This is a genomic window from Rhodococcus sp. NPDC056516, assembly GCF_042794655.1.
Taxonomy (GTDB): Bacteria; Actinomycetota; Actinomycetes; order Mycobacteriales; family Mycobacteriaceae; genus Rhodococcus_F.
In genome coordinates this window covers 308,720-332,490 of sequence record NZ_JBHTTG010000002.1, presented here as the reverse complement: position 1 = coordinate 332,490, position 23,771 = coordinate 308,720, and the positions used below count along the sequence as shown (strand labels likewise).

General features: G+C 64.3%; 23 protein-coding genes. 22 read left to right on the top strand and 1 reads right to left on the bottom strand.

The window, feature by feature from the left end; translation table 11 throughout:
* Nucleotides 1-4: 4 nt before the first annotated feature.
* Genes ACFQ6Y_RS06525 through aroQ form a run of 3 tightly spaced genes read left to right on the top strand, consistent with a single transcriptional unit; the run spans nt 5 to nt 2,074 of the window.
* A complete protein-coding gene (locus ACFQ6Y_RS06525; RefSeq protein WP_230815531.1) occupies nt 5-514 on the top strand; it encodes a shikimate kinase in 510 nt (169 codons plus the stop codon).
* Nucleotides 515-539: 25 nt separating this feature from the next.
* Nucleotides 540-1,649: a 3-dehydroquinate synthase gene (gene aroB / locus ACFQ6Y_RS06520; protein ID WP_283304619.1), complete on the top strand. Its 1,110-nt coding sequence runs from the start codon at nt 540-542 to the stop codon at nt 1,647-1,649.
* Nucleotides 1,646-2,074, top strand: coding sequence for a type II 3-dehydroquinate dehydratase (gene aroQ, locus ACFQ6Y_RS06515; protein ID WP_378630276.1), 429 nt, complete (start codon nt 1,646-1,648; stop codon nt 2,072-2,074). The genes aroB and aroQ overlap by 4 nt, the downstream gene beginning before the upstream one ends.
* Before the next feature lie 87 nt (nt 2,075-2,161).
* Here aroQ and ACFQ6Y_RS06510 read toward each other — a convergent pair whose 3' ends face one another.
* A complete protein-coding gene (locus ACFQ6Y_RS06510; protein ID WP_230815534.1) occupies nt 2,162-2,770 on the bottom strand; it encodes a B-4DMT family transporter in 609 nt (202 codons plus the stop codon).
* 111 nt (nt 2,771-2,881) lie between these two features.
* Between ACFQ6Y_RS06510 and ACFQ6Y_RS06505 the strand changes: the two genes are divergently transcribed.
* From ACFQ6Y_RS06505 to ACFQ6Y_RS06415, 19 genes are all read left to right on the top strand, one after another.
* Complete coding sequence (locus tag ACFQ6Y_RS06505) at nt 2,882-3,976, top strand: M24 family metallopeptidase (RefSeq protein ID WP_378533166.1); 1,095 nt, start codon at nt 2,882-2,884, stop codon at nt 3,974-3,976.
* A gap of 34 nt (nt 3,977-4,010) precedes the next feature.
* Complete coding sequence (gene efp / locus ACFQ6Y_RS06500; RefSeq protein ID WP_230815536.1) at nt 4,011-4,574, top strand: elongation factor P; 564 nt, start codon at nt 4,011-4,013, stop codon at nt 4,572-4,574.
* Complete coding sequence (gene nusB, locus ACFQ6Y_RS06495; protein ID WP_214886555.1) at nt 4,575-5,072, top strand: transcription antitermination factor NusB; 498 nt, start codon at nt 4,575-4,577, stop codon at nt 5,070-5,072.
* Nucleotides 5,073-5,232: 160 nt separating this feature from the next.
* A complete protein-coding gene (pyrR, locus tag ACFQ6Y_RS06490; protein WP_378445940.1) occupies nt 5,233-5,871 on the top strand; it encodes a bifunctional pyr operon transcriptional regulator/uracil phosphoribosyltransferase PyrR in 639 nt (212 codons plus the stop codon).
* Nucleotides 5,868-6,812 carry an aspartate carbamoyltransferase catalytic subunit gene (locus ACFQ6Y_RS06485; protein WP_230815538.1) on the top strand — a complete coding sequence of 315 codons (945 nt, stop codon included), beginning with the start codon at nt 5,868-5,870 and terminating at the stop codon, nt 6,810-6,812. The genes pyrR and ACFQ6Y_RS06485 overlap by 4 nt, the downstream gene beginning before the upstream one ends.
* A 26-nt stretch (nt 6,813-6,838) precedes the next feature.
* Nucleotides 6,839-8,146, top strand: coding sequence for a dihydroorotase (locus tag ACFQ6Y_RS06480; protein WP_378445941.1), 1,308 nt, complete (start codon nt 6,839-6,841; stop codon nt 8,144-8,146).
* 6 nt (nt 8,147-8,152) lie between these two features.
* A complete protein-coding gene (locus ACFQ6Y_RS06475; RefSeq protein WP_003944773.1) occupies nt 8,153-8,719 on the top strand; it encodes a transporter in 567 nt (188 codons plus the stop codon).
* On the top strand, nt 8,716-9,891 hold the full coding sequence (gene carA / locus ACFQ6Y_RS06470; RefSeq protein ID WP_378630274.1) for a glutamine-hydrolyzing carbamoyl-phosphate synthase small subunit: 1,176 nt from the start codon (nt 8,716-8,718) through the stop codon (nt 9,889-9,891). The genes ACFQ6Y_RS06475 and carA overlap by 4 nt, the downstream gene beginning before the upstream one ends.
* A complete protein-coding gene (carB, locus tag ACFQ6Y_RS06465; RefSeq protein WP_378630272.1) occupies nt 9,891-13,247 on the top strand; it encodes a carbamoyl-phosphate synthase large subunit in 3,357 nt (1,118 codons plus the stop codon). Before carA ends, carB begins: the two co-directional genes overlap by 1 nt.
* Nucleotides 13,244-14,065, top strand: a complete 822-nt coding sequence (gene pyrF / locus ACFQ6Y_RS06460; protein WP_378445944.1) for an orotidine-5'-phosphate decarboxylase — start codon at nt 13,244-13,246, stop codon at nt 14,063-14,065. The genes carB and pyrF overlap by 4 nt, the downstream gene beginning before the upstream one ends.
* Before the next feature lie 57 nt (nt 14,066-14,122).
* Nucleotides 14,123-15,322, top strand: coding sequence for a glycosyltransferase 87 family protein (locus ACFQ6Y_RS06455; RefSeq protein ID WP_378533156.1), 1,200 nt, complete (start codon nt 14,123-14,125; stop codon nt 15,320-15,322).
* 369 nt (nt 15,323-15,691) lie between these two features.
* Nucleotides 15,692-16,012 carry an integration host factor, actinobacterial type gene (gene mihF, locus ACFQ6Y_RS06450; protein ID WP_003944825.1) on the top strand — a complete coding sequence of 107 codons (321 nt, stop codon included), beginning with the start codon at nt 15,692-15,694 and terminating at the stop codon, nt 16,010-16,012.
* 33 nt (nt 16,013-16,045) lie between these two features.
* Entirely contained in the window at nt 16,046-16,645 is a 600-nt protein-coding gene (gmk, locus tag ACFQ6Y_RS06445; RefSeq protein WP_230815545.1) for a guanylate kinase, read from the top strand.
* A gap of 98 nt (nt 16,646-16,743) precedes the next feature.
* Nucleotides 16,744-17,043 (top strand): DNA-directed RNA polymerase subunit omega, encoded by a 300-nt coding sequence (rpoZ, locus tag ACFQ6Y_RS06440; protein ID WP_003944996.1) that lies wholly within the window; start codon nt 16,744-16,746, stop codon nt 17,041-17,043.
* Nucleotides 17,040-18,338, top strand: coding sequence for a bifunctional phosphopantothenoylcysteine decarboxylase/phosphopantothenate--cysteine ligase CoaBC (coaBC, locus tag ACFQ6Y_RS06435; protein WP_020969581.1), 1,299 nt, complete (start codon nt 17,040-17,042; stop codon nt 18,336-18,338). The genes rpoZ and coaBC overlap by 4 nt, the downstream gene beginning before the upstream one ends.
* 188 nt (nt 18,339-18,526) lie before the next feature.
* Complete coding sequence (gene metK, locus ACFQ6Y_RS06430; RefSeq protein ID WP_230815546.1) at nt 18,527-19,741, top strand: methionine adenosyltransferase; 1,215 nt, start codon at nt 18,527-18,529, stop codon at nt 19,739-19,741.
* Between the two features lie 25 nt (nt 19,742-19,766).
* A complete protein-coding gene (locus tag ACFQ6Y_RS06425; protein ID WP_378630270.1) occupies nt 19,767-21,785 on the top strand; it encodes a primosomal protein N' in 2,019 nt (672 codons plus the stop codon).
* A 190-nt stretch (nt 21,786-21,975) separates the two neighbouring features.
* Nucleotides 21,976-22,644, top strand: coding sequence for a PadR family transcriptional regulator (locus ACFQ6Y_RS06420; protein WP_378631332.1), 669 nt, complete (start codon nt 21,976-21,978; stop codon nt 22,642-22,644).
* A 94-nt stretch (nt 22,645-22,738) separates the two neighbouring features.
* Nucleotides 22,739-23,758 (top strand): esterase/lipase family protein, encoded by a 1,020-nt coding sequence (locus ACFQ6Y_RS06415; protein WP_378630267.1) that lies wholly within the window; start codon nt 22,739-22,741, stop codon nt 23,756-23,758.
* Nucleotides 23,759-23,771 lie beyond the last annotated feature (13 nt).

Sequence of the window (23,771 nt, the reverse complement as noted above, 5' to 3'; positions counted from 1 at the left end):
ATCGATGAAGCCGAAGGCTGTACTCATCGGTCCGCCCGGCGCCGGCAAATCGACCATCGGTCGACGCCTTGCGCAGGCCCTCGAACTCGAATTGGTCGATACAGACGCCGAGATCGAACGGACCACGGGTAGGACCATCCCGGAGATCTTCACCCACGACGGAGAGCCTCGGTTTCGTGAGATCGAGGAAGCGGTGGTCCGCGACGCGTTGCAGGCGACTGACGGAATCGTCTCGCTCGGCGGTGGCGCGATCCTCTCCGATCGCACCCGCGAGTTGCTTCAGGGACACACGGTCATCTACCTGGAGATCAGTGTCGCCGAAGGGCTTCGCCGAACGGGGGCGAACAATCATCGTCCGCTGCTGGCCGGCGGAGATCCCAAGGTCAAGTACCAGGAGCTGATGAGGCGCCGTCGTCCGCTGTACCGGCGTTCGGCCACGATTCGGATTCGGACCGACGGCCGCAGTCCGGCGCGTGTCGTCGGGCAATTGGTGTCGAAACTTCAAGACAAATGAACAACCGGAGCGGAGTAGTGGAGCAGTGACCGAACCCGTACGTGTAGAGGTGAAGACCGCAAGTCCCTACCCGGTCGTGATCGGCCGCGGCCTGCTCGGCGATCTTGTTGCCGAGTTCGACGGCGCGCGCACTGTCGCGATCTTCCATCAGCCGCCGCTCGCAGAGACCGCGGAGGCAGTACGGGCTGCGTTGGCGGAGAAGGGAATCGACGCTCACCGTATCGAAATTCCCGACGCCGAGGACGGTAAGGATCTTGCCGTCGCCGGCTTCTGCTGGGACGTGCTCGGCCGGATCGGTCTGACTCGCAGCGACGCGATCATGAGCTTGGGTGGGGGAGCGGCGACCGACCTCACCGGCTTCGTGGCAGCCACCTGGATGCGCGGCGTCAAGGTTGTTCACGTGCCGACCACGTTGCTCGCGATGGTCGACGCAGCGGTGGGCGGCAAAACCGGTATCAACACCGAAGCGGGCAAGAACCTCGTCGGTTCGTTCCACGAACCCGGAGCGGTGTTCATCGATCTCGCGACGCTCGAGACTGTGCCGCACAACGAGATCGTTGCCGGCATGGCCGAGGTCATCAAGACCGGATTCATCGCCGACCCGGTGATCTTGGACCTGATCGAAGCCGATCCCAAGGCGGCTCTCGATCCGTCGGGAACTGTTCTGCCCGAGCTGATTCGGCGCTCCGTCGAGGTCAAGGCCAAGGTCGTGGCCGCGGATCTGCGCGAGTCGGACCTGCGCGAAATCCTGAACTACGGCCACACACTCGGCCACGCGATCGAACGTCGTGAGCGGTACAAGTGGCGCCACGGTGCCGCTGTCTCCGTCGGCCTGGTCTTCGCAGCCGAACTCGGACGGCTCGCCGGTCGACTCGACGACGCCACCGCGGATCGTCACAAGTCGATCCTCGACCTCGTCGGCCTGCCGACGTCGTACGACGGTGACGCGTTCGGTGACCTGCTGAAGGGCATGCAGACCGACAAGAAGAACCGTGCCGGGCTGCTTCGTTTCGTGGTCCTCGACGGACTGGCCAAGCCGGGCCGTCTCGAAGGGCCGGATCCGAGCTTGTTGGTCGCGGCGTACTCCGCGATTGCCCGCGATCCGAGGCCGGCCGGCGGAACGGTCCTGTTGTGAGGATCAATGTCGTCAACGGACCCAATCTGGGGCGTCTGGGTAAGCGTCAGCCCGAGGTCTACGGGGCGACCACACACGATGATCTGATCGAATTGTGTGTCGCGGCGGGCACGGATCTCGGCGTCGAGGTGACCGTTCGTCAGAGCGATCACGAAGGTGATCTGCTCGGTTGGATCCACGACGCAGCCGACGCGGGGGAGCCGGTGATTCTCAACGCCGGTGGCTTGACGCACACGTCGGTGGTCCTGCGCGATGCGTGTGCCGAACTGACCGCCGGACTGGTCGAGGTGCACATTTCGAATGTTCATGCGCGGGAAGAGTTTCGGCACCATTCCTACCTGAGCCCGATCGCAACCGGTGTGATCGTCGGACTCGGCGTCGCCGCGTATCCGCTGGCGATCAGGTTCCTCGCCGAGCGGGGCTGACCGAAGCGAAGTCGAAAGTACAGCCACACGAGTGCGGCCCCGAGGAAAATTTCCTCGGGGCCGCATTCGGTTGTGTAGACGGTGGCGTTACTGCTCGCGCTTGCCCAGATCGATCGCCGGGAATACTGCGGTATCGGCGTCGGATTCCTCGACGGACATGGCGGCTCCGCTGTATGCGTGCTGCTCGGTGGGGGAGTCGTAGCCCTCGCTGACAGGCACTGGTTCGCGATGACGCTCGTGGGTCGGGGTCTGCGGAGCTGTTCCGTTCTTGCGCTGTTCACGGCTGACGAAGAAGCGTCCGACGGTGATGGCGACCATGGCGGGGACGAAGATGAGAAGGATCGTGAACGCCGCACCAGAGGTCACCTCGAAGAACAAGCCCTGCTGGGTCAGTTCGAGGGAGGGGACCAGGCTGAGTGCCCAGCTGGCAGCGCCGGCGACGAATCCGCCGACGAGTGCAGCCTTGAGCCACAGCATGGTCAGATCGGCGCCGTCTTCGGGTTCGGGGAAGTCTCGGCGGTCACGAATGCCGTCGATACCACCCCAGATCGCGGCGAAGACGATGACGATCAACAGGGACAGCCAGCGCAGGGTGGACCCCTGAAGTGGCCACTGTGCGATTGCTGCACCGAGCAACGCACGAAACACAACATGTATCAGGGCCATGCCGAGGCCACGTACCAACCACGCATTCATGGGTACAGCCTAACTAGAACCCATTACACCTTGTGGCCTAACCCACACTTATTGCTGTAACCGTGAGTTTCGAGTTGATCGGCAGGTCTGCGCGGGCGGTAGGTTCGAGGGATGCCGGTCGACTTCAGAACACGCCGTGAATCCCTCAGACGCCTCCTCGCGGAGCGCGAACTCGACGCGATTCTCGTCACAGATCTCCTCAACATCAGATACCTCACCGGATTCACCGGTTCGAATGCAGCGCTCGTCGTCAGTGCGTCCGATTCAGCGTCCGACGAACGCGCGACGGTGATCTGCACCGACGGTCGTTACGTGACGCAGGTGGCGGAGCAGGTGCCGGACCTTCGTGCCGAAATTGCCCGTTCGAGTGCTGCGCACTTGATCGAGACGTCCACGGTGCCCGTTCTCGCGTTCGAGTCACATGTGGCGACATTCGCCGAACATCGGGCATGGACCGAGGCAGCGCCGAAGATCAGGTTCGAACCGGTGAGCGGACTTGTCGAACAATTGCGCATGGTCAAGGACGAGCACGAGGTGGAGTTGTTGCGCGCGGCGTGCACCGCAGCCGATGTCGCGTTGGCGCAGTTGATCGCTCGCGGTGGCCTGCGACCTGGCCGAACGGAACGAGAGGTCGGCCGCGAGCTGGAAAACCTGATGCTCGACAACGGCGCAGACGGTATTTCCTTCGAGACGATCGTGGCGGCCGGTGCCAACTCGGCAATTCCCCATCACCGGCCGACCGGCGCGATTCTTGAGTCGGGAGACTTCGTCAAACTCGACTTCGGAGCTCAGGTCGGCGGGTATCACTCGGACATGACCCGGACCTACGTGCTCGAGTCCGTTTCCGATTGGCAACGGGAGATTTACGAGCTCGTCGCGCGTTCGCAAGCTGCCGGTTGCGACGCCCTCGCTCCGGGTGTCGAATGTGCGGCAGTCGATGCCGCTGCCCGTGCGGTGATCGACGATGCAGGCTACGGCGAGTTGTTCCTGCACGGCCTCGGCCACGGTGTGGGCCTCGAAATCCACGAAGCACCGGGGATCGGCAAGCTCGGCACCGGTACACTTCTTTCCGGCGCGGCGGTGACCGTCGAGCCGGGCGTGTACTTCTCCGGGCGCGGAGGTGTACGGATCGAGGACACGCTCGTTGTTCGTGAGCAGGGGCCAGAGCTGCTCACACTGACCGCAAAAGACCTTACCGTCGTCTGAGACGGTTTCCCGACCCCTAGGAGACGCGAAGCAAGTGGCTTCCACCAGTGATTTCAAGAATGGTCTGGTTCTGCAGATCGAAGGCCAGCTGTGGACGATCATCGAGTTCCAGCACGTCAAGCCCGGCAAGGGCCCTGCCTTCGTGCGCACCAAGCTCAAGAACGTGCTCTCGGGCAAGGTAGTGGACAAGACGTTCAACGCCGGTGTGAAGGTCGAGACCGCCACGGTCGACCGTCGTGACATGACCTACCTGTACCACGACGGCAGCGACTACATCTTCATGGACGGCGACACCTACGACCAGGTGTCGATCAGCGAAGCCACCGTCGGCGACCAGTCGCGTTTCCTGCTCGAGAACATGGCAGTCCAGGTCGCTACCCACGAAGACGTTCCCCTCTTCGTCGAGCTTCCGGTCACCGTCGAGCTCGTCGTCAAGCACACCGATCCCGGCCTGCAGGGCGACCGCTCCACCGGCGGCACCAAGCCTGCCACCCTCGAGACCGGTGCCGAGATCAACGTCCCGCTCTTCATCAACACCGGTGACAAGCTCAAGGTCGATTCCCGTGACGGCAACTACCTCGGGCGTGTGAATTCCTGAGTGTCCGGCACACATAAGAAACTCGGTGCACGCCACAAGGCGCGCAAGCGTGCTGTCGACTTCCTCTTCGAAGCCGAAGCACGTGACCTCGATCCGGTCGCACTCGCATCGGAGCGTTCAGACCTGGCCGTCAAGGACGATGCGGTAGCGCCCGTCGCGGCCTACACCGTCACGTTGGTCTCCGGAGTTGCGGAGAACCTGGATCGCATCGATCAGGTCATCTCCTCGCATCTGCAGGATTGGACGCTCGAGCGTCTGCCCGCCGTGGACCGCGCGATTCTGCGTATCGCCGTGTGGGAGCTCTTCCACGCGACGGACGTTCCGCCGGTTGTCGCCGTGGACGAGGCTGTCGAACTCGCGAAGCAGCTTTCGACGGACGACTCTCCGGGATTCGTCAACGGAATCCTCGGGCAGGTCGTTCTCGTTGCGCCGCAGGTCCGATCGGCTGCAGCTGCGACATCTCAGCGCGCGCAGGAATCGGATTCGGGTACCGAGTAGCAAGTTTTGTTCCACCACCCGCCGTGCGAGTTGTGTGTCTGCACACAACCGGTTCGAGTGACTGCTCGCACGGCGGGATCAGGTCTGTCGGCTGATAGGGTGGGGACCGTCAGACATCCTTTAACGATCCGTCCAGTGAGGCGGAGAAGGAGGTCGCTGCATGAGCGTGCCCGAAGGGTCTCGCCCATCCGATCTTGCAGGTCCAGATAACGCGAAGGCACCCGGTGCTGAGGCAAGTAGCGAGACCCGCGAATTGTTGTCCGCCCAGGATGTGGGCCGGACCATCGCGCGGATCGCTCACGAGATCATCGAGAAAACCGCACTCGACGGACCAGAGGGAACAGCCCCGCGTGTAGTCCTGATCGGTATCCCGACGCGCGGCACTACTCTCGCCACGCGACTGCGGGCCAAGATCGAAGAATTTTCCGGTGTGCGTCTTCCCATCGGATCTCTCGACATCACGCTCTACCGTGATGATCTCCGGAACAAGCCGCACCGCCCGCTCGAGCGAACGTCCGTCCCTGAAGGCGGCGTCGACAATGCGCTGGTCGTTCTCGTGGACGACGTCCTCTTCTCCGGTCGCACCGTGCGTTCCGCCCTCGATGCGCTGCGCGATCTCGGCCGTCCCCGTGCGGTGCAACTCGCCGTGTTGGTCGATCGCGGTCACCGTGAACTGCCGCTGCGCGCCGACTACGTCGGCAAGAACGTCCCGACTGCGAGGTCCGAGGACGTCAAGGTTCTCCTCCAGGAGCACGACGGCAGGGAAGCGGTAGTCATCTCCGGAGGTAAGAGCGCGTGAAGCACCTTCTTTCCATCGCGGACCTCAATCGTGAATCCGCGGTAGAACTTCTCGACGAGGCAGAACGGTTCGAGCAGGCGCTTCTGGGACGCGAGGTACGCAAACTCCCGACGCTGCGCGGACGCACGGTCATGACGGTGTTCTTCGAGAACTCGACGCGCACCCGGGTGTCTTTCGAGGTGGCGGGCAAGTGGATGAGTGCCGACGTCATCAACGTCAGCGCGTCAAGTTCCTCGGTGTCCAAGGGTGAATCCCTGCGCGATACGGCGATGACCTTGCGCGCGGCCGGTGCCGACGCACTCATCGTGCGCCACCCGGCGTCGGGCGCCGCCCATCAGATCGCCAAGTGGACCGGAGCGGCCGACGACGGTGGCCCGGCAGTCATCAACGCAGGTGACGGCACCCATGAGCATCCCACCCAGGCGCTTCTCGACGCTCTGACCCTCCGCCAGCGTCTCGGCGACATCGAGGGCAAGCGGATCGCCATCGTCGGCGACATTCTGCACAGCCGCGTCGCGCGCTCCAATGCGCTGCTGCTCTCGATGCTCGGCGCCGAGGTCGTTCTTGTCGCCCCTCCGACACTGCTCCCGGTCGGTGCGCACACGTGGCCGGTCACGGTCTCGCATTCACTCGACGCCGAACTGCCCGGCCTCGACGCGGTGCTGATGCTCCGTGTTCAGGCCGAGCGCATGAACGGCGGCTTCTTCCCGTCGCAGCGCGAGTACTCGATCAACTACGGCCTGTCCGAGAAGCGATTGGCGATGCTGGCCGATCATGCGGTGGTCTTGCACCCCGGACCGATGCTGCGCGGCATGGAGATCGCATCCGCCGTCGCCGATTCCTCGAAAACTGCTGTACTGCAACAGGTTACCAACGGTGTGCACATGCGCATGGCTGTCTTGTTCCGACTTCTGGTCGGTTCAGAGGACGGTGCGCTGTGACGAGAAACGAGAACGGAGAATCACCCGTGAGTGTCCTGCTCCGCGGAGTCCTGATCTACGGAGAAGGGGAGCCCACCGACGTACTCGTCGGCGAGGGCACCATCCTCGAGATCGGCGTGAACCTCGATCCGGCCACGGCGTCCGAGGTGATCGACGCCGGCGGGCAGATCCTGCTTCCCGGCTTCGTGGACCTGCACACACATCTGCGTGAGCCCGGTCGCGAGGATACCGAGACCATCGAAACCGGCAGCTCGGCAGCCGCTCTGGGTGGATACACCGCGGTCTTCGCGATGGCCAACACGAGTCCTGTCGCCGATTCGGTGGTCATCACCGATCATGTGTGGCGACGTGGGCAGGAAGTCGGCCTCGTCGACGTCCACCCCGTCGGCGCAGTCACAGCGGGCCTCGAAGGCAAGCAACTCGCCGAGATGGCGACCATGGCGGCCGGCGTCGGCAAGGTCAAGATGTTCTCCGACGACGGTCACTGCGTCTACGACCCACTGATCATGCGTCGCGCGCTCGAATACTCCAGCTCGCTGGGCGTTCTGATCGCGCAGCACGCCGAAGAGCCGCGCCTGACGGTCGGTGCGGTTGCGCACGAGGGTCCCACCGCTGCACGTCTCGGCCTGGCCGGGTGGCCGCGAGCAGCCGAAGAATCGATCGTCGCACGCGACGCACTGCTCGCGCGTGACGCCGGTGCCCGCGTTCACATCTGCCACGCATCCACCGCCGGAACCGTCGAACTCGTGAAGTGGGCTCGCAGCCAAGGGATTTCGATCACCGCCGAGGTCACGCCGCATCACCTGCTCCTCGACGATTCACGTCTCGAGACGTACGACGCGATCAACAAGGTCAACCCTCCTTTGCGTGAGGCCAGCGATGTTGCTGCCCTGCGCAAGGGACTGGCCGAGGGCATCATCGACTGCGTCGCGACCGACCATGCTCCGCACGCCGAGCAGGACAAGTGCTGCGAATTCGCAGCTGCTCGCCCCGGGATGCTCGGCCTCGAGACAGCGCTCTCGATCATCGTGCAGACGATGGTCCAGCCTGGTCTGCTGGACTGGCGCGGTGTTGCCAGGGTCATGAGTGAGCGCCCCGCGGCAATTGTGGGCCTCGATGATCAGGGCCGCCCGATCGAGGTGGGGGAGCCCGCCAACCTGACACTGGTCGATCCTTCGGCCGAGTGGACGGTCCACGGCCCCGACCTGGCGAGTGTCGCGCATAACACTCCGTACGAGTCGATGACATTGCCCGCTCGGGTCACGACCACACTGTTACGTGGCCGCATCACCGCACACGACGGGAATGTGCGGCTGCGGAGTAGCGAGGAGTAGCGCGTCATGGACAGAGCACTGTGGATCATCGGTCTGGCGATCTTCTGGGTCGCGATGATCGGCCTGATGTACGTCGGCTGGCGCGGACGCGCTCGACGCCAGAAAGACAAGATCGGCGAACTGCCGACGGTACCGGCAACTCTGGGTGAACTGCTCGTCCTGCCGACCACCGGCCTGTACGTCGGCAGCACCATTGCGCCCAGCTGGCAGGACCGCATCGCCGTCGGCGACCTCGGTTTCCGCGCCACCTGCGAGATCAGCCGCTACAGCGGCGGAATTCTCGTCGAGCGTGACGGTGCGTCGGCCATCTGGATTCCGGAAAAGTCGATCCGCGCGATCCGCACGGAGAACGGTCTTGCCGGCAAGGTCATGAGCAAGGACGGCGTCCTGGTGATTCGCTGGGAATTGCCGAGTGGAACCGAGATCGACACGGGCGTGCGCGGTGACGACAAGACGGTTTATCCGGACTGGGTCAAGCCGGTAACTGCTTCGAACAAGACTGCTTCGAACAAGACGAATGACAATGAAGACGCAAGCTCTGGCGACATCGAGCAGAACGGAAAGAACGCATGAGCGGCTTTGACAACAGCCCCGCAGTACTGGTCCTCGAAGACGGACGGGTGTTCCGCGGAACCACCTTCGGTGCGGTTGGACAGACCCTGGGCGAAGCGGTGTTCAGCACCGGCATGACCGGCTACCAGGAAACGCTCACCGATCCCAGCTACCACCGCCAGATCGTGGTCTCCACCGCGCCGCAGATCGGCAACACCGGCTGGAACGACGAAGACGACGAGTCGGTCGGACCGACCGGCGAGCGTGCCGGCGCCAAGATCTGGGTTGCCGGCTACGTGGTCCGCGATCCTTCTCGGGTTACTTCGAGCTGGCGCGCGACAGGTTCGCTGCAGGCCAAGCTGGAAGAGCAGGGAATTGTCGGAATCGCCGGGATCGACACCCGCGCCCTCGTTCGCCACCTGCGCACCCGCGGCTCGATGAAGGCCGGTGTCTTCTCGGGTGAGGCAATTGCCGCCGATGACGAGTTGGTCCGACGGGTTCAGGATCAGCCGACCATGCTCGGCGCCGATCTTGCCGGTGAGGTCAGTACCACCAGTGGCTACGTCGTCGAGCCGAAGGGCGGGGAGGCGCTGTACACGGTTGCCGCCATCGACCTCGGTATCAAGACCAACACCCCGCGCATGTTCGCCGAGCGAGGCATCCGCGTGCACGTGCTGCCGTCGAACGCGAGCCTCGAGCAGATCCTCGACGTGAAGGCAGACGGAGTGTTCCTCTCCAACGGTCCCGGCGACCCGGCCACTGCCGATGGCGCCGTCCACCTCACCAAAGAGGTCATCGGGCAGGGCTTGCCGCTGTTCGGTATCTGCTTCGGCAACCAGATCCTGGGCCGCGCCCTCGGCCTGAGCACGTACAAGATGAAGTTCGGCCACCGCGGCATCAACATCCCGGTGATCGAGCATCAGACGGGTCGCATCGCGATCACCGCGCAGAACCACGGCTTCGCGCTCGAAGGCGAAGCCGGTCAGGAATTCGACACACCGTTCGGTCGCGCCGTGGTCAGCCACACCTGCGCAAACGACGGAGCCGTCGAAGGTGTTCGCCTGCTGGACGATTCTGCCTTCTCGGTGCAGTACCACCCGGAAGCCGCAGCCGGACCGCACGACGCTGCGTATCTCTTCGACCGCTTCACCAGCCTGCTCTCCGCACGGAAAGAAACCGGAGTCAAGAACTAATGCCACGCCGTACAGATCTCAAGCACATCCTGGTAATCGGCTCCGGTCCGATCGTCATCGGTCAGGCCTGCGAGTTCGACTACTCGGGCACCCAGGCCTGCCGCGTCCTCCAGGAGGAGGGCCTGCGCGTCAGCCTGGTCAACTCCAACCCCGCCACCATCATGACGGACCCCGAGTTCGCCGACGCCACGTACGTCGAGCCGATCACGGCCGAGTTCCTCGAGAAGGTCATCGCCAAGGAAGCCTTGCAGGGCAACAAGATCGACGCCGTCCTCGCGACGCTCGGTGGTCAGACTGCTCTCAACGCCGCAGTGGCGCTGCACGAGCAGGGAATCCTCGAGAAGTACGACGTCGAACTCATCGGCGCCGATTTCGACGCCATCCAGCGCGGCGAGGATCGCCAGAAGTTCAAGGACATCGTTGCCAAGGTCGGCGGCGAATCCGCCAAGTCGGCTGTCTGCTACACGATGGACGAAGTACACGCCACGGTTGCCGAACTCGGTTACCCGGTTGTCGTGCGCCCGTCCTTCACCATGGGTGGCCTCGGTTCCGGCATGGCATACGACGTCGACGATCTCAACCGGATCGCCGGTGGCGGTCTGGCTGCCTCGCCGACAGCGAACGTCCTGATCGAGGAATCCATCCTCGGTTGGAAGGAATACGAACTCGAACTCATGCGTGACAGTCGCGACAACGTCGTGATCGTCTGCTCCATCGAGAACGTCGACCCCGTCGGTGTCCACACCGGCGACAGCGTCACGGTCGCTCCGGCGATGACGCTGACCGACCGCGAGTACCAGGCGATGCGCGACCTCTCCATCGACATCCTGCGTGAGGTGGGCGTCGACACCGGCGGCTGCAACATCCAGTTCGCGATGGACCCGGCCGACGGCCGCCTGGTTGTCATCGAGATGAACCCGCGCGTGTCCCGCTCGTCGGCTCTGGCGTCCAAGGCGACCGGCTACCCGATCGCGAAGATGGCCGCCAAGCTGGCCATCGGCTACACGCTCGACGAGATCGTCAACGACATCACCAAGGAAACCCCGGCCTGCTTCGAGCCGACACTCGACTACGTCGTCGTCAAGGCTCCGCGGTTCGCTTTCGAGAAGTTCCCGGGTGCCGACGGAACGCTGACCACCACGATGAAGTCGGTGGGCGAGGCCATGAGCATCGGCCGCAACTTCACCGAGGCATTCGGCAAGGTCATGCGCTCGCTCGAGACCAAGCGTGCGGGGTATTGGACCGGGGCCGACGTCGAGGCGGAGGGCCTGGACGCACTGCTCGCCGATCTGAGCGTTCCGCAGGACGGCCGCATGTACGGCATCGAGAAGGCATTCGCGCTCGGCGCAACTGTCGAGCAGCTCTTCGACGCCACCAAGATCGATCCGTGGTTCCTCGACCAGTTCCAGCAGATTCACGAGCTCGGTGAAAAGCTGCGCGCTGCAGAGTCTTTCGACGAGGCTTCCCTGCGTCAGGCCAAGTACCACGGCATCTCGGACCGCCAGATCGCGGCTCTGCGCCCCGAACTCGGTGGTGACACGCACGCAGGTGAGGACGCCGTTCGCGCTCTGCGTGATCAGCTTGGCGTGCGCCCCGTCTACAAGACCGTCGACACCTGCGCCGCAGAGTTCGAGGCCAAGACGCCGTACCACTACTCGACCTACGAGCTCGACCCCAACGCCGAGTCCGAAGTTGCTCCGCAGACCGAACGACCCAAGGTTCTGATCCTCGGATCCGGCCCCAACCGCATCGGTCAGGGCATCGAGTTCGACTACTCGTGTGTCCACGCGGCGCAGACGCTGTCCGAAGCCGGGTACGAGACCGTCATGGTCAACTGCAACCCCGAGACCGTCTCGACGGACTACGACACCGCTGATCGCCTGTACTTCGAGCCGCTCACGTTCGAGGACGTCTTCGAGGTCTACCGCGCGGAGGCGCAGTCGGGCACCGTTGCCGGCGTCATCGTTCAGCTCGGCGGCCAGACCCCGCTCGGATTGGCGAAGCGTCTCGAAGCTGCCGGTGTCCCCATCGTGGGAACCAGCCCCGCAGCCATCGACCTGGCCGAGGACCGCGGCGAATTCGGCCGCGTGCTGACCGAAGCCGGTCTGCCCGCACCGAAGTTCGGCACCGCCACCACGTTCGACGGCGCCCGCGAGATCGCAGCCGGAATCGGCTACCCGGTGCTGGTGCGTCCGTCGTACGTGCTCGGTGGACGCGGCATGGAGATCGTGTACGACGAGGCTTCCCTCGCCGACTACATCTCGCGTGCCACGGAGATCTCCGACGACCGCCCGGTCTTGGTCGACCGCTTCCTCGAAGACGCAGTCGAGATCGACGTCGACGCTCTGTGCGACGGCACCGAGGTGTATCTCGGCGGCGTCATGGAGCACATCGAGGAAGCCGGCATTCACTCCGGTGACTCGGCGTGTGCGCTCCCGCCCATCACCCTGGGCCGGGCGGATCTCGAAAACGTCCGCCGTTCCACCGAGGCTCTCGCGAAGGGCATCGGCGTCAAGGGCCTGCTCAACGTCCAGTACGCCCTCAAGGACGACATCCTCTACGTGCTGGAAGCGAACCCCCGCGCCAGCCGCACGGTTCCGTTCGTGTCCAAGGCGACCGCCGTGCAGCTGGCCAAGGCATGTGCCCGCGTGATGCTCGGCGAATCCATCGCCGATCTGCGCGCAAGCGGCATCCTGCCGGCGACCGGCGACGGTGGAAACACCCCGGCCGGTGCACCGATCGCGGTCAAGGAAGCTGTGTTGCCGTTCAACCGCTTCCGCCGCGCCGACGGTACCGGCGTGGATACCTTGCTCAGCCCGGAGATGAAGTCCACCGGTGAGGTCATGGGAATCGACTTCGACTTCGGTACGGCTTTTGCCAAGTCGCAGACCGCTGCCTACGGATCGTTGCCCACCACGGGCGCGGTGTTCGTCTCGGTCGCCAACAAGGACAAGCGTTCGCTGATCTTCCCGGTCAAGCGCCTGGCCGATCTCGGATTCACCATCCTCGCTACCGAAGGAACCGCGGATGTTTTGCGGCGCAACGGTATCGAGTGCAAGCAGGTCTACAAGCAGTCGGGTGAAGATGTTCCCGCCGGTGCCGAGACCATCGTCGACCAGATCCGCAGCGGTGAGGTCGCCATGGTTATCAACACGCCGTACGGCAACAACGGCCCGCGCGTCGACGGCTACGAGATCCGAAGCGCAGCAGTCGCGTCGAACATCCCGTGCATCACGACGGTTCAGGGCGCCTCGGCGGCTGTGCAGGGCATCGAAGCGGCCATCCGCGGCGACATCGGAGTTCACTCCCTGCAGGAACTGCACGCAGGTCTTCGTCAGCCGGCACAGCAGTCGTGAGTCACAGTTGGGGGCATCGTCTCCGGTCCGCGATCGCGGACCGGGGGCGGCTGTGCGTCGGTATCGACCCGCATCCCGCGCTTCTCGACGCGTGGGGACTGCCACGCACGGCTGAAGGCCTCGAGACTTTCGCCGAGATCTGCGTCGAGGCGTTCACCGGTGAGGTGGGGCTCGTCAAACCTCAGGTTGCGTTCTTCGAGGCGTACGGCAGCGCCGGATTCGCCGTCTTGGAGCGGACCATTTCGGTCCTTCGCGATGCGGGAACGCTTGTCGTCGCGGACGCCAAGCGTGGTGACATCGGGTCGACCATGGACGCGTACGCGCAAGCCTGGTTGGGCGATTCGCCGTTGACCTCCGACTCGGTCACCGTCTCGCCGTACCTGGGGTTCGGGGCGCTGGCTCCCACACTCGAACTGGCAAGACAGAACGCACGCGGGATCTTCGTGCTGGCACGAACGTCCAATCCCGAAGGTGGCGTACTTCAACAGTCGTCGGCCGACGGTGTGAGTGTGGCTCAGTCGATCGTCAACGCTGCGGTCGACGCGAACGCAGACGGCCGCGACACCGTCGGACTCGTGGTCGGTGCCACTCGGGACCACGGACTTGACCTGTCCGACTTCAACGGCCCGATTCTCGCTCCGGGGCTCGGCGCGCAGGGCGCGACGGCAGCGGATCTGGCAGACATCTTCGCGGGATCGACGGAACTCCTGCTGCCGAACACTTCCCGTGGAGTGCTCCAGCACGGCCCTTCGGTATCGGCACTTCGGGAGGCAGCAATGCGTGACCGGGACGAGATCGAAGCCGCATTGGCGAACTGATCCGTGAGTGACCTCGAGGCTCGTTCGAGCGGTGGAACCCGGTGGTACCGTCCGTCGGTGAATCGTTGGTGGCGGATCGGACTTCTCATCGCGGCGTGTGCGCTGCTGGCCACCGGGTTCCAATCCGTCACCGGCGTGCACGGCGACGATCTCGCCGTGTACCGGACGGCGGGCCAAGCCGTCCTCGACGGCTCGAACCTGTACGACGAGTCGTTCAACGCGAGATTGCCGTTCACGTATCCGCCTTTCGCTGCGCTCGTCGCCGTTCCGGTCGCCTTGGGTTCCTGGGGTGCGGTCCAGTGGGGATGGAGTTTTGTCAGCCTCCTGATGCTGGCCGCGATCATCGTGCTCAGCTATCGCGAAGTCCCGTTCACACGTCGGCGGCCCGTCGTCGTCTACGTGGGTTTCCTGGTCCTGTGGACGGTGGCATCGCCGATCTCCGATCACCTCGGGTACGGGCAGGTCGGATTGTTCCTGACGCTCCTGTGCCTGGTCGACGTGCTGGCTCGGCCACGGTGGATTCCCGAAGGTGTGCTGGTGGGGATCGCCGGGGCGGTCAAACTGGTGCCACTCGTCTACATCGGCTACTACGTGATCACCGGGCGTTGGAAAGCAGTTGCGGGCGGCCTCGCAGGCTTCCTGGGCGCCACGGCGCTCGGCTTTGCCGTTCTCCCGCGCCAGACGATCGACTACTTCGGTGACATCGCCTCACTCTCGGGGCGCGTCGCGGTCGGTGACCCGTCCGTGTTCGGCAACCAGTCCGTGCGTGGGATGGCCTTGCGGCTACTTCCCGAGGGCCTGGTGGGTCCAGCATGGCTCTTCGCCTGTGCAGTGTTGGGTGTCCTCGGAATCGTCGCAACGCGGCGTGCTCAGCGCCTGCGGGGTGACCTTGCCGGTTTCACGGTGGTGGCTCTGCTGGCGGCGATCGTGACGCCCATTGCCTGGACCCACCATTTCGTGTGGTTGGTGCCTGCGGTGGGCGTGCTCCTGGTGCCGATCAAGTCGGGCATGGGGGAGGACACTCGATCGGTGCCCGTGTGGTCCTGGATCGCGATCGCCCTCACCGCTGCCGTCGTGCTGTTTCGACTTCCTCGCGTCGGCGCGGACATGGATGTCCCGGTCTTCGGCTTCGTTCTGGAGAATTCATTGCTCTGGGCGAGTCTCGCGGTGGTTCTCGCTCTGGCTGCCCCCGGCGTGAGCCGCACCGAACCCGAGACGGTCGACGCCGACGATCCGAAATCGTCGCTGCAGACCTGAAAACAGGCCGCGACACGCGCATAGGCGCCGAAAATGCTCGAAAATTTTGAATGTGTCAGCGACCACGTTCATTCCGGCAGGTAACGATTTCGCACACATACACGGGGCCGTCGTGCCGCAATTGTCGAAATACTTTGTGTTACAGTCTATTTCGGTACTGTATGCACGTTCATGTTGCGCCGAATCCGTCTCGATCTCACCGAAAATGGCGACGATCCGTGACATCGATTCGTCGCGCATAACCCACCGCGATCCGCATCGGACCGCGGGGGGTGGGTTAGCAATTCGCGCCAGGCGTGAGTACGGTCGCTATCGCTGCTGGTTATCAGCGGAATAGACAAAATTTGCACACGACGAGACGGAGGAACCGTGGCCCTTCCCCAGTTGACTGATGAGCAGCGCGCTGCTGCTTTGGAGAAGGCAGCTGCTGCCCGCAAGGCCAGGGCTGAGCTCAAGGAGCGCCTGAAGCGTGGCGGCACCGACCTCAAGCAGGTCCTCAAGGACGCCGAAGACAACGAAATCTTGGGCAAGATGAAGGTTTCGGCACTGCTCGAGGCACTGCCCAAGGTGGGCAAGGTCAAGGCTCAGGAGATCATGACCGAGCTGGAGATTGCACCGACCCGTCGCCTTCGTGGCCTCGGTGATCGGCAGCGCAAGGCTCTGCTCACCAAGTTCGACTTCGAGGCCTGAGCCGACAAGTGATTGCTGACGCAACAGTGTCTGATGATTGCTGACGCAACAGTGTCAGAGAGCAAGACCGCAGTGCGGAGGGGTCGGCTGGTTGTACTGGCCGGCCCTTCGGCTGTCGGTAAGTCCAGCGTCGTTCGCGAGCTGAGAACTCGGTTGCCCGAACTTGTCTTCAGTGTTTCGGCGACCACTCGCGATCCCCGCCCGGGTGAAGTGGACGGCAAGGACTACCGATTTACCTCCCGCGAAGAATTTCAACGGATGATCGACTCCGGTGAACTTCTCGAATGGGCGGAAATCCACGGCGGCCTGCAGCGCTCCGGCACTCCCGCAGTTCCGATCGAAGAAGCACTCGAAGCTGGAAAGCCCGTTCTCGTCGAGGTCGATCTCGCCGGAGCACGAGCTGTCCGGAAAGCGATGCCCGAAGCTTTGTTGGTGTTCATGGCACCACCGAGTTGGGACGTTCTGGTGCAACGGCTGACCGGACGGGGCACCGAAACGGAAGACGTCGTGGCGCGCCGACTCGAGACGGCTCGAGTGGAATTGGCCGCACAGGACGAGTTCGACACGGTCATCGTGAACGAGGATGTAAGCCGTGCTTGCGATGAGTTGGTATCCTTGTTGGTCGGGAACTGATTCCGCAACCTTCGGAAACCGATTTCCGCCCCGTTTCTCAGATATCCGGAACGATAAATCTAGTTCTTCAACGAAGATCTAATTCAGGAGACACAAGAGTGAGCAGCACTTCAGCCGCGTCCGCAGCAGGTCAGGGCGCTCTGCCTGCCTACGACACCCCGCTCGGCATCACCAACCCGCCGATCGACGAGTTGCTCGAACGCACCTCTTCCAAGTACGCCCTGGTCATCTACTCGGCCAAGCGTGCGCGCCAGATCAACGACTACTACAACCAGCTCGGTGACGGCATCCTCGAATACGTCGGACCCCTGGTCGAGCCCGGTCTGCAGGAAAAGCCGCTGTCCATCGCGTTGCGTGAAATCCACGCTGATCTCCTCGAGCACACCGAAGGCGAGTGAGCACCACGTCTGCCGCACCCGAACCTCGTTCGGGTGTCGGGGGAGTGTCCGACGCACCCACATCGATACGTAAGCGCATCGTCGTCGGTGTCGGTGGGGGTATCGCTGCGTACAAAGCGTGCTCGATCATCCGCAGCTTCACCGAGAGTGGTCATCACGTCCGCGTGATTCCGACCGAATCCGCTCTGGAGTTCGTCGGCCGCGCCACGTTCGAAGCACTCTCCGGCAACCCGGTTCACACCGGCGTCTTCAACGACGTCCCGCAGGTTCCGCATGTCCGTCTCGGACAGGAAGCCGACCTCGTCGTCATCGCGCCGGCTACAGCTGATCTGATGGCGCGAGCCGTCATGGGCCGCGCAGACGACCTGTTGACGGCCACTTTGCTGACCGCTCGCTGTCCGGTTGTCTTCGCCCCCGCAATGCATACCGAGATGTGGGAACACCCCGCAACGGTGTCCAATGTCGCGACACTGCGCTCGCGCGGCGTCCACGTGATCGAACCTGCCTCCGGGCGTTTGACCGGTAAAGACACCGGAGCCGGTCGACTTCCCGAACCCGACGAGATCGTCGGGTTGGCATCGCTGCTCCTCGAGCGCTCGGACGCGTTGCCGCGCGACCTGGAAGGTCGCCGCATTCTGGTCACCGCCGGCGGTACTCGCGAGCCGCTCGATCCCGTGCGCTTTCTCGGTAATCGCAGCTCGGGCAAACAGGGCTACGCACTCGCCCGTCTTGCCGCGCAACGCGGCGCGCACGTGACACTGATCGCCGGGTACACGGCCGATCTCGCCGACCCTGCTGCCGTCGACGTCGTGCACATCAAGACGGCCGAAGATCTCCGACTGGCAGTGGAGAAGCACGCGCCCGGACACGACGGAGTCGTCATGGCTGCGGCTGTCGCGGACTTCCGCCCCACCACCGTCGAAGGCAGCAAGATCAAGAAGGGCGCAAACGAACCCGACTCGATCAGCCTCACTCGGAATGCCGACATACTTGCCGGCCTCGTCGAAGCGCGTCGTGACGGCGATCTGGATGCTCGAACGGTCATCGTCGGATTCGCCGCAGAGACCGGTGACGCTCACGGTGACGTCCTCAGTTACGCCCGTTCCAAGCTTGCCCGCAAAGGCTGCGACCTCCTCGTCGTCAATGCTGTCGGCGAGGGCAAGGCATTCGAGGTCGATCACAACGACGGTTGGCTGCTCGGTTCGGACGGTTCGGAGTCCGCTCTCGAGCACGGATCCAAGGCCCTGATGGCCAGCCGAGTGCTCGACGCCCTGGTCAAGCTCTTCCCCGAGTAGCGACACGCGCCCGGTGGTGAGAGTTACCCCACGATAATCGGGTGAGTGCAAGGGTGTTGCGCAGGCGGTCCAACCGTTATCGTCGGCTCAGCCCCCAGCTAACAAAGCATGACAAAACGGTCACCGAACGGTGATTCGGATACTTCAATAAGCTGTAGTCAAGAACTCAGTCGTCGAGAGGGAGATCTGTGAGCAAGTCCGGCAGTCGGCTATTCACCAGCGAGTCCGTCACCGAGGGGCACCCGGACAAGATCTGTGACGCGATCAGCGACTCGATCCTCGACGCGCTGCTCACCCAGGACCCGCGCGCTCGCGTGGCCGTCGAGACGCTGGTCACCACCGGCCAGGTTCACGTAGCCGGCGAGGTCACCACCACTGCGTACGCGGACATTCCGAAGATCGTGCGCGACACGGTCCTCGAGATCGGCTACGACAGCTCCGCAAAGGGCTTCGACGGAAATTCGTGCGGCGTGAACGTCGCGATCGGCGCCCAGTCGCCCGAGATCGCGCAGGGTGTCGATCACTCGCACGAGGCTCGCGTCGACGGAATCAGTGACGACGAGATCGACCGTCAGGGTGCAGGCGACCAGGGCCTGATGTTCGGCTACGCCACCACCGACACCCCGGAACTGATGCCGCTGCCCATCGCGCTGGCGCATCGTCTTTCTCGCCGGCTGACCGAGGTCCGCAAGTCCGGCGTGCTGCCGTACCTGCGCCCGGACGGCAAGACCCAGGTCACCATCGAGTACGACGGCGACAAGGCCGTTCGTCTCGACACCGTGGTCATCTCCACCCAGCATGCAGCGGACATCGATCTCGACAACCTGCTGACGCCGGACCTTCGCGAGAAGGTACTCCACTCGGTGCTGACCGACGTGAACCTCACCGACCTGGACACCTCCGACGTTCGTCTGTTGGTCAACCCGACGGGCAAGTTCGTCCTCGGTGGTCCGATGGGTGACGCCGGTTTGACCGGTCGCAAGATCATCGTCGACACGTACGGCGGAATGGCTCGTCACGGCGGCGGCGCGTTCTCCGGCAAGGACCCGTCAAAGGTCGACCGCAGCGCTGCCTACGCCATGCGCTGGGTGGCCAAGAACGCTGTAGCCGCAGGTCTGGCCGACCGCATCGAGGTTCAGGTCGCCTACGCCATCGGCAAGGCAGCTCCGGTCGGGCTCTTCGTCGAAACCTTCGGCACCGAGAAGACCGATCCGGCACGGATCCAGAAGGCGATCACCGAGATCTTCGACCTGCGTCCGGGAGCGATCATTCGCGACCTCGACCTGCTGCGCCCGATCTACGCGCAGACGGCGGCATACGGTCACTTCGGTCGCACCGATATCGAGCTTCCGTGGGAGAGCACCGATCGTGCCGACAAGCTGCGTAGCGCAGCTGGTCTCTGATCACTGACGTACAGACGGGGCGCGGGTGGGCGCGGAAAGAGTAGCGGCAGAAGTCGATCCGGTCGCCCGGGTGCTGCCGATGCTCCCGCTCGCTCACCTCGACCGTGAATTCGACTACCTCGTTCCTCGTGAACTCGAAGCGGATGCGCAGCCCGGAGTCCGGGTGCGTATCCGCTTCGCTGGTCGGTTGGTGGACGGCTTCATCGTCTCGCGCGAGGCAACCAGTGACCACCAGGGGAAGTTCGGCTGGCTCGAACGCGTCATCTCGTCCGAGCGGGTCCTGACGGCCGAAATCGCGCAGGTAGTCGACCGCGTGGCCGAACGCTACGCCGGAACCCGTGCCGATGTTCTCCGCTTGGCGGTACCGCCGCGCCACGCGAAGGTCGAAGCCGAAGTGTGGGAGCCTGCCGAGCCGCCGTCCGCTCCGGAACCGATCGAAAATGGTTGGCATCTCTACAGATTCGGTGACGCATTCCTGACCGCGATTCGCGAATCGAAAAGTCCGCGCGCAGTCTGGCAGGCGTTGCCCGGCGAAAACTGGCCCTTGCGTCTGGCCGAACTCGCCGGCGCTGTAGCGGCAAGCGGGAAATCCGCGATTCTGGTTGTGCCCGACCAACGCGACCTGGACCGCGTCGTCGCCGCATGCACCGAACTCTCCGGAGCTGATGCAGTGGTGGGTCTGTCCGCGGGACTGGGACCGGCCATGCGATACCGAAAGTGGCTCGCTGCACTGCGCGGGACCGCCCGGATCGTCGTCGGCACGCGGAGCGCTGTTTTCGCGCCGACCCCCGAGACCGGTCTGGTTGTCGTCTGGGACGACGGAGATGACAATCTCTCCGAGCCGCGGTCGCCGTATCCGCATGCCCGTGAAGTTGCCGTCCTGCGTGGCTACGTCGCCGGGTGCGCAGTTGTGATCGGCGGGTTCTCACGAACGGCAGAAGCGCAGGTACTCGTCGATTCGGGGTGGGCGCACGATCTGGTCGCCACGCGGGACATCGTTCGGGCCCACGCACCCAAGATCACGGCGCTGGCCGACAGCGATCAAGCCTTGGCCCGCGATCCAGGAGCAAGAGCGGCTCGTTTGCCCGCCATTGCATTCGCGGCTGCCCGGCGCGCCCTGGGCGAGGGCAACGGAGTCCTGGTGCAGGTACCGCGCAGGGGGTACGTACCGACCTTGGCCTGCGGAAAGTGCCGTGCCCCGGCACGGTGCCGTCGGTGCAACGGCCCACTGGCGCTTCCCGCTGCGGCTGGCCCGGACGGCGCCGGGACGCCGGCGTGCCGCTGGTGCGGGGTTGCCGATGCCGCCTACCGTTGTCATGCGTGCGGCGCGAAAGCACTGCGCGCAGTGGTGGTCGGCGCCGGCCGCACTGCAGAAGAGCTCGGGCGCGCGTTTCCCGGAGTGAAAGTCGTGCTGTCCGGGGGCGGTGACGTTGTCAAGGAACTGCCGCACGGGCCCGCGTTGGTGGTTTCGACGGTCGGTGCGGAGCCGGTGATGACGGGCGGCTACGGCGCCGCGCTTCTGCTCGACGGTTGGGCGTTGCTCGGTCGGCCGGACCTTCGCGCCGCCGAGGAAACGCTCAGACGCTGGATGTCGGCTGCTGCCATGGTGATTCCGCTGTCCGAAGGCGGGGAAGTTGTGGTTGTCGCGGACTCGGGTATCCCGACGGTGCAGGCATTGGTCCGGTGGGATCCGGTGGGGCACGCACAGTCTCAATTCGAGGAGCGAGACGAGGTCGGCTTTCCTCCGGCTGTGCACATGGCTGCGATCGACGGTGGATCCGCCGCAATCGCGGAGCTGGTGGAGTCGGCTGAGCTACCGGCGAGTGCTGTGCTGCTCGGCCCGGTGGAATTGCCTGCGGGGGAGCGGCTTCCGTATTCCGGCGAGGACGAGAGTGGTGTCGCGCCGGAGCGAATGCTGGTTCGCGTCCCACGTGGGGACGGTCGCGGCCTTGCGGATGCTCTGGCACATGCGCGTGCCGCGCGCAGTGCGCGGAAGTCTTCGGGTCCGGTCCGCATTCAGATCGACCCACGCCGCATCGGCTGATTTTCGAGTTCTCCAAGGCATGCTTGTGTGCAGCAAGAATCTTGCGCAACCCGATATGGCGATATATCGTCGAACTATCAACGATAGTGATGGAGGTTCGACGATGGATGCAAGTTCCCCGAACGAGGGGATGTTCGGCCGGCGCGGTTTCTTCGGCGGTTTCGGCCGTGAGCAACGGCCACCATTTGTGATGTGGGTGCCGACGGACGACGGCGCGTCGGGTGATGGTCCCGGCGATCGAGACGGTGGACGTCGCGGTCGACCGCACGAGCGTCCGGGCTTCGGCGACATGCCGCGCAGAGGCCACCGACGAGGGCGATTCGGTCCGGACGGCGGACCCGGCCCCGGCTTCGGTCCGGGCGCACAGTTCGGTCGCGGGCGAGGACGTGGTGGCCGCGGTCGTCGCGGAGACGTGCGCGCCGCGATTCTGCTCTTGATCGCCGAAGAACCGATGCACGGCTACGAATTGATTCAACAGATCGTCGAGCGCAGCGGCGGCGTCTGGAAGCCGAGTCCGGGCTCCATCTATCCCGCCCTGTCCCAGCTCGAGGACGAAGGTCTGGTGATCATCGACAAGGTCGCCGGTCGCAAGACCGCGAAGCTGACCGAAGAAGGGGTCGCGTACGTCGAGGAGCATCGCGCCGATCTCGGGGCGCCGTGGGATGACGTTCGTCTCAGCGTAGGGGAGCCGGAGCAGGACCTTCGAGAACTGATCGGCCAGCTGATGGGCGCGGCCGGTCAAGTGGCTGCTGTAGGCACACCCGCGCAGGTCAAGGCCGCAGCCGACGTGCTTGTCGAGGCGCGCAAGTCGCTCTACCGAGTGCTTGCCGGTGATGACGCCGATGAAGGCGGCAATTGAGACGTCGGATACCTACTGTTCGGTAGGGTATGCGCCTCGAAGTTTCTGGTGTTACGGTCAGCTCCCTCGTAGGATCAGAGCAGGAGCAGGAACAATGGCTGGCGTCAAACGGTCTGTGGGACTGACATTTTCGGTAGCAGTGGCGCTGCTGATCGGAGCACCGCCCGCGATATCGGCTGCCGCACCGGCGCTCCCGTCCGCGAGTGCCGACGCGATGGACGTTCCCCTCGGCATCGGCCCAGGCCAGGTGTCCCGTTCCGTGGCCACCGCATTCGCGCATGCGCATCCCGGATCTGCCCCAGCCGGGTCGAACGATTTCGGATGTGCGCCCTCCGCAGCGCATCCCCGGCCGGTTGTGCTCGCCCACGGGACCGACACCGAGGCGTACGCGGATTGGGCGGCGCTGTCACCCGCACTCGCCGAGGACGGCTATTGCGTATTCGCCCTCAACTACGGCGGTGCGATCAAAGAAGAACGCGGGGACGTCGCACACGAGACGTACGGCGTCGGCGACATCGTCGGTAGTGCCGCCGCGTTCGGCTCCTTCGTCGATCAGGTACTGACTGCGACAGGCGCGGACCAGGTCGACGTGATCGGCTACTCCCAAGGCGCGACGGTGACGCGGTACTACGTCAACAAGATGGGCGGGAACCAGTACGTCGACCATTGGGTCGGGTTGGCATCGCCGACGTACGGCGGCGTGATGTTCGGGTTGGTTCCGATCGTCCGCGCGATCCCTGGCGGAGAAGACTTCGTCGAAGAAGTCTTCTCCCGAGCTGTCCGCGAGCAGATGCAGGGTTCCGATACGTTGAACGCCCTCAACGACGGCGGCGACACCGTGCCCGGTGTGCGCTACACGACAATCGGGTCGACTGTCGACGAGATGATCCAGCCGTCCTCGAACATCGCCCTGCGCGACGCCGGTGCGGAGAACATCGTCCTCCAGGAACTGTGCCCGTCCAACCTGACCGGTCATTTCCGCATGCCGTACGACCCCTACGTGATCGACGTCATCCGGACGGTCCTCGACCCCGATGCCGAGCGGCACGCTTCGTGCAGCGCGGTGCCGCTCGGCACGGATATTCCGCAAGTGGTCATCGACGCCAATTCGTGAGCGTCGAGTTCAC

Bases quoted from the DNA above. Each gene is read 5' to 3' on its own strand.
- ACFQ6Y_RS06475 (WP_003944773.1), top strand. From the start codon at position 8,153: ATGGACAGAGCACTGTGGATCATCGGTCTGGCGATCTTCTGGGTCGCG.
- gmk (WP_230815545.1), top strand. From the start codon at position 16,046: ATGATTGCTGACGCAACAGTGTCAGAGAGCAAGACCGCAGTGCGGAGG.
- carB (WP_378630272.1), top strand. From the start codon at position 9,891: ATGCCACGCCGTACAGATCTCAAGCACATCCTGGTAATCGGCTCCGGT.
- pyrR (WP_378445940.1), top strand. From the start codon at position 5,233: ATGAGCGTGCCCGAAGGGTCTCGCCCATCCGATCTTGCAGGTCCAGAT.
- ACFQ6Y_RS06415 (WP_378630267.1), top strand. From the start codon at position 22,739: ATGGCTGGCGTCAAACGGTCTGTGGGACTGACATTTTCGGTAGCAGTG.
- ACFQ6Y_RS06505 (WP_378533166.1), top strand. From the start codon at position 2,882: ATGCCGGTCGACTTCAGAACACGCCGTGAATCCCTCAGACGCCTCCTC.
- carA (WP_378630274.1), top strand. From the start codon at position 8,716: ATGAGCGGCTTTGACAACAGCCCCGCAGTACTGGTCCTCGAAGACGGA.
- ACFQ6Y_RS06510 (WP_230815534.1), bottom strand. From the start codon at position 2,770: ATGAATGCGTGGTTGGTACGTGGCCTCGGCATGGCCCTGATACATGTT.
- ACFQ6Y_RS06525 (WP_230815531.1), top strand. From the start codon at position 5: ATGAAGCCGAAGGCTGTACTCATCGGTCCGCCCGGCGCCGGCAAATCG.
- ACFQ6Y_RS06420 (WP_378631332.1), top strand. From the start codon at position 21,976: ATGTGGGTGCCGACGGACGACGGCGCGTCGGGTGATGGTCCCGGCGAT.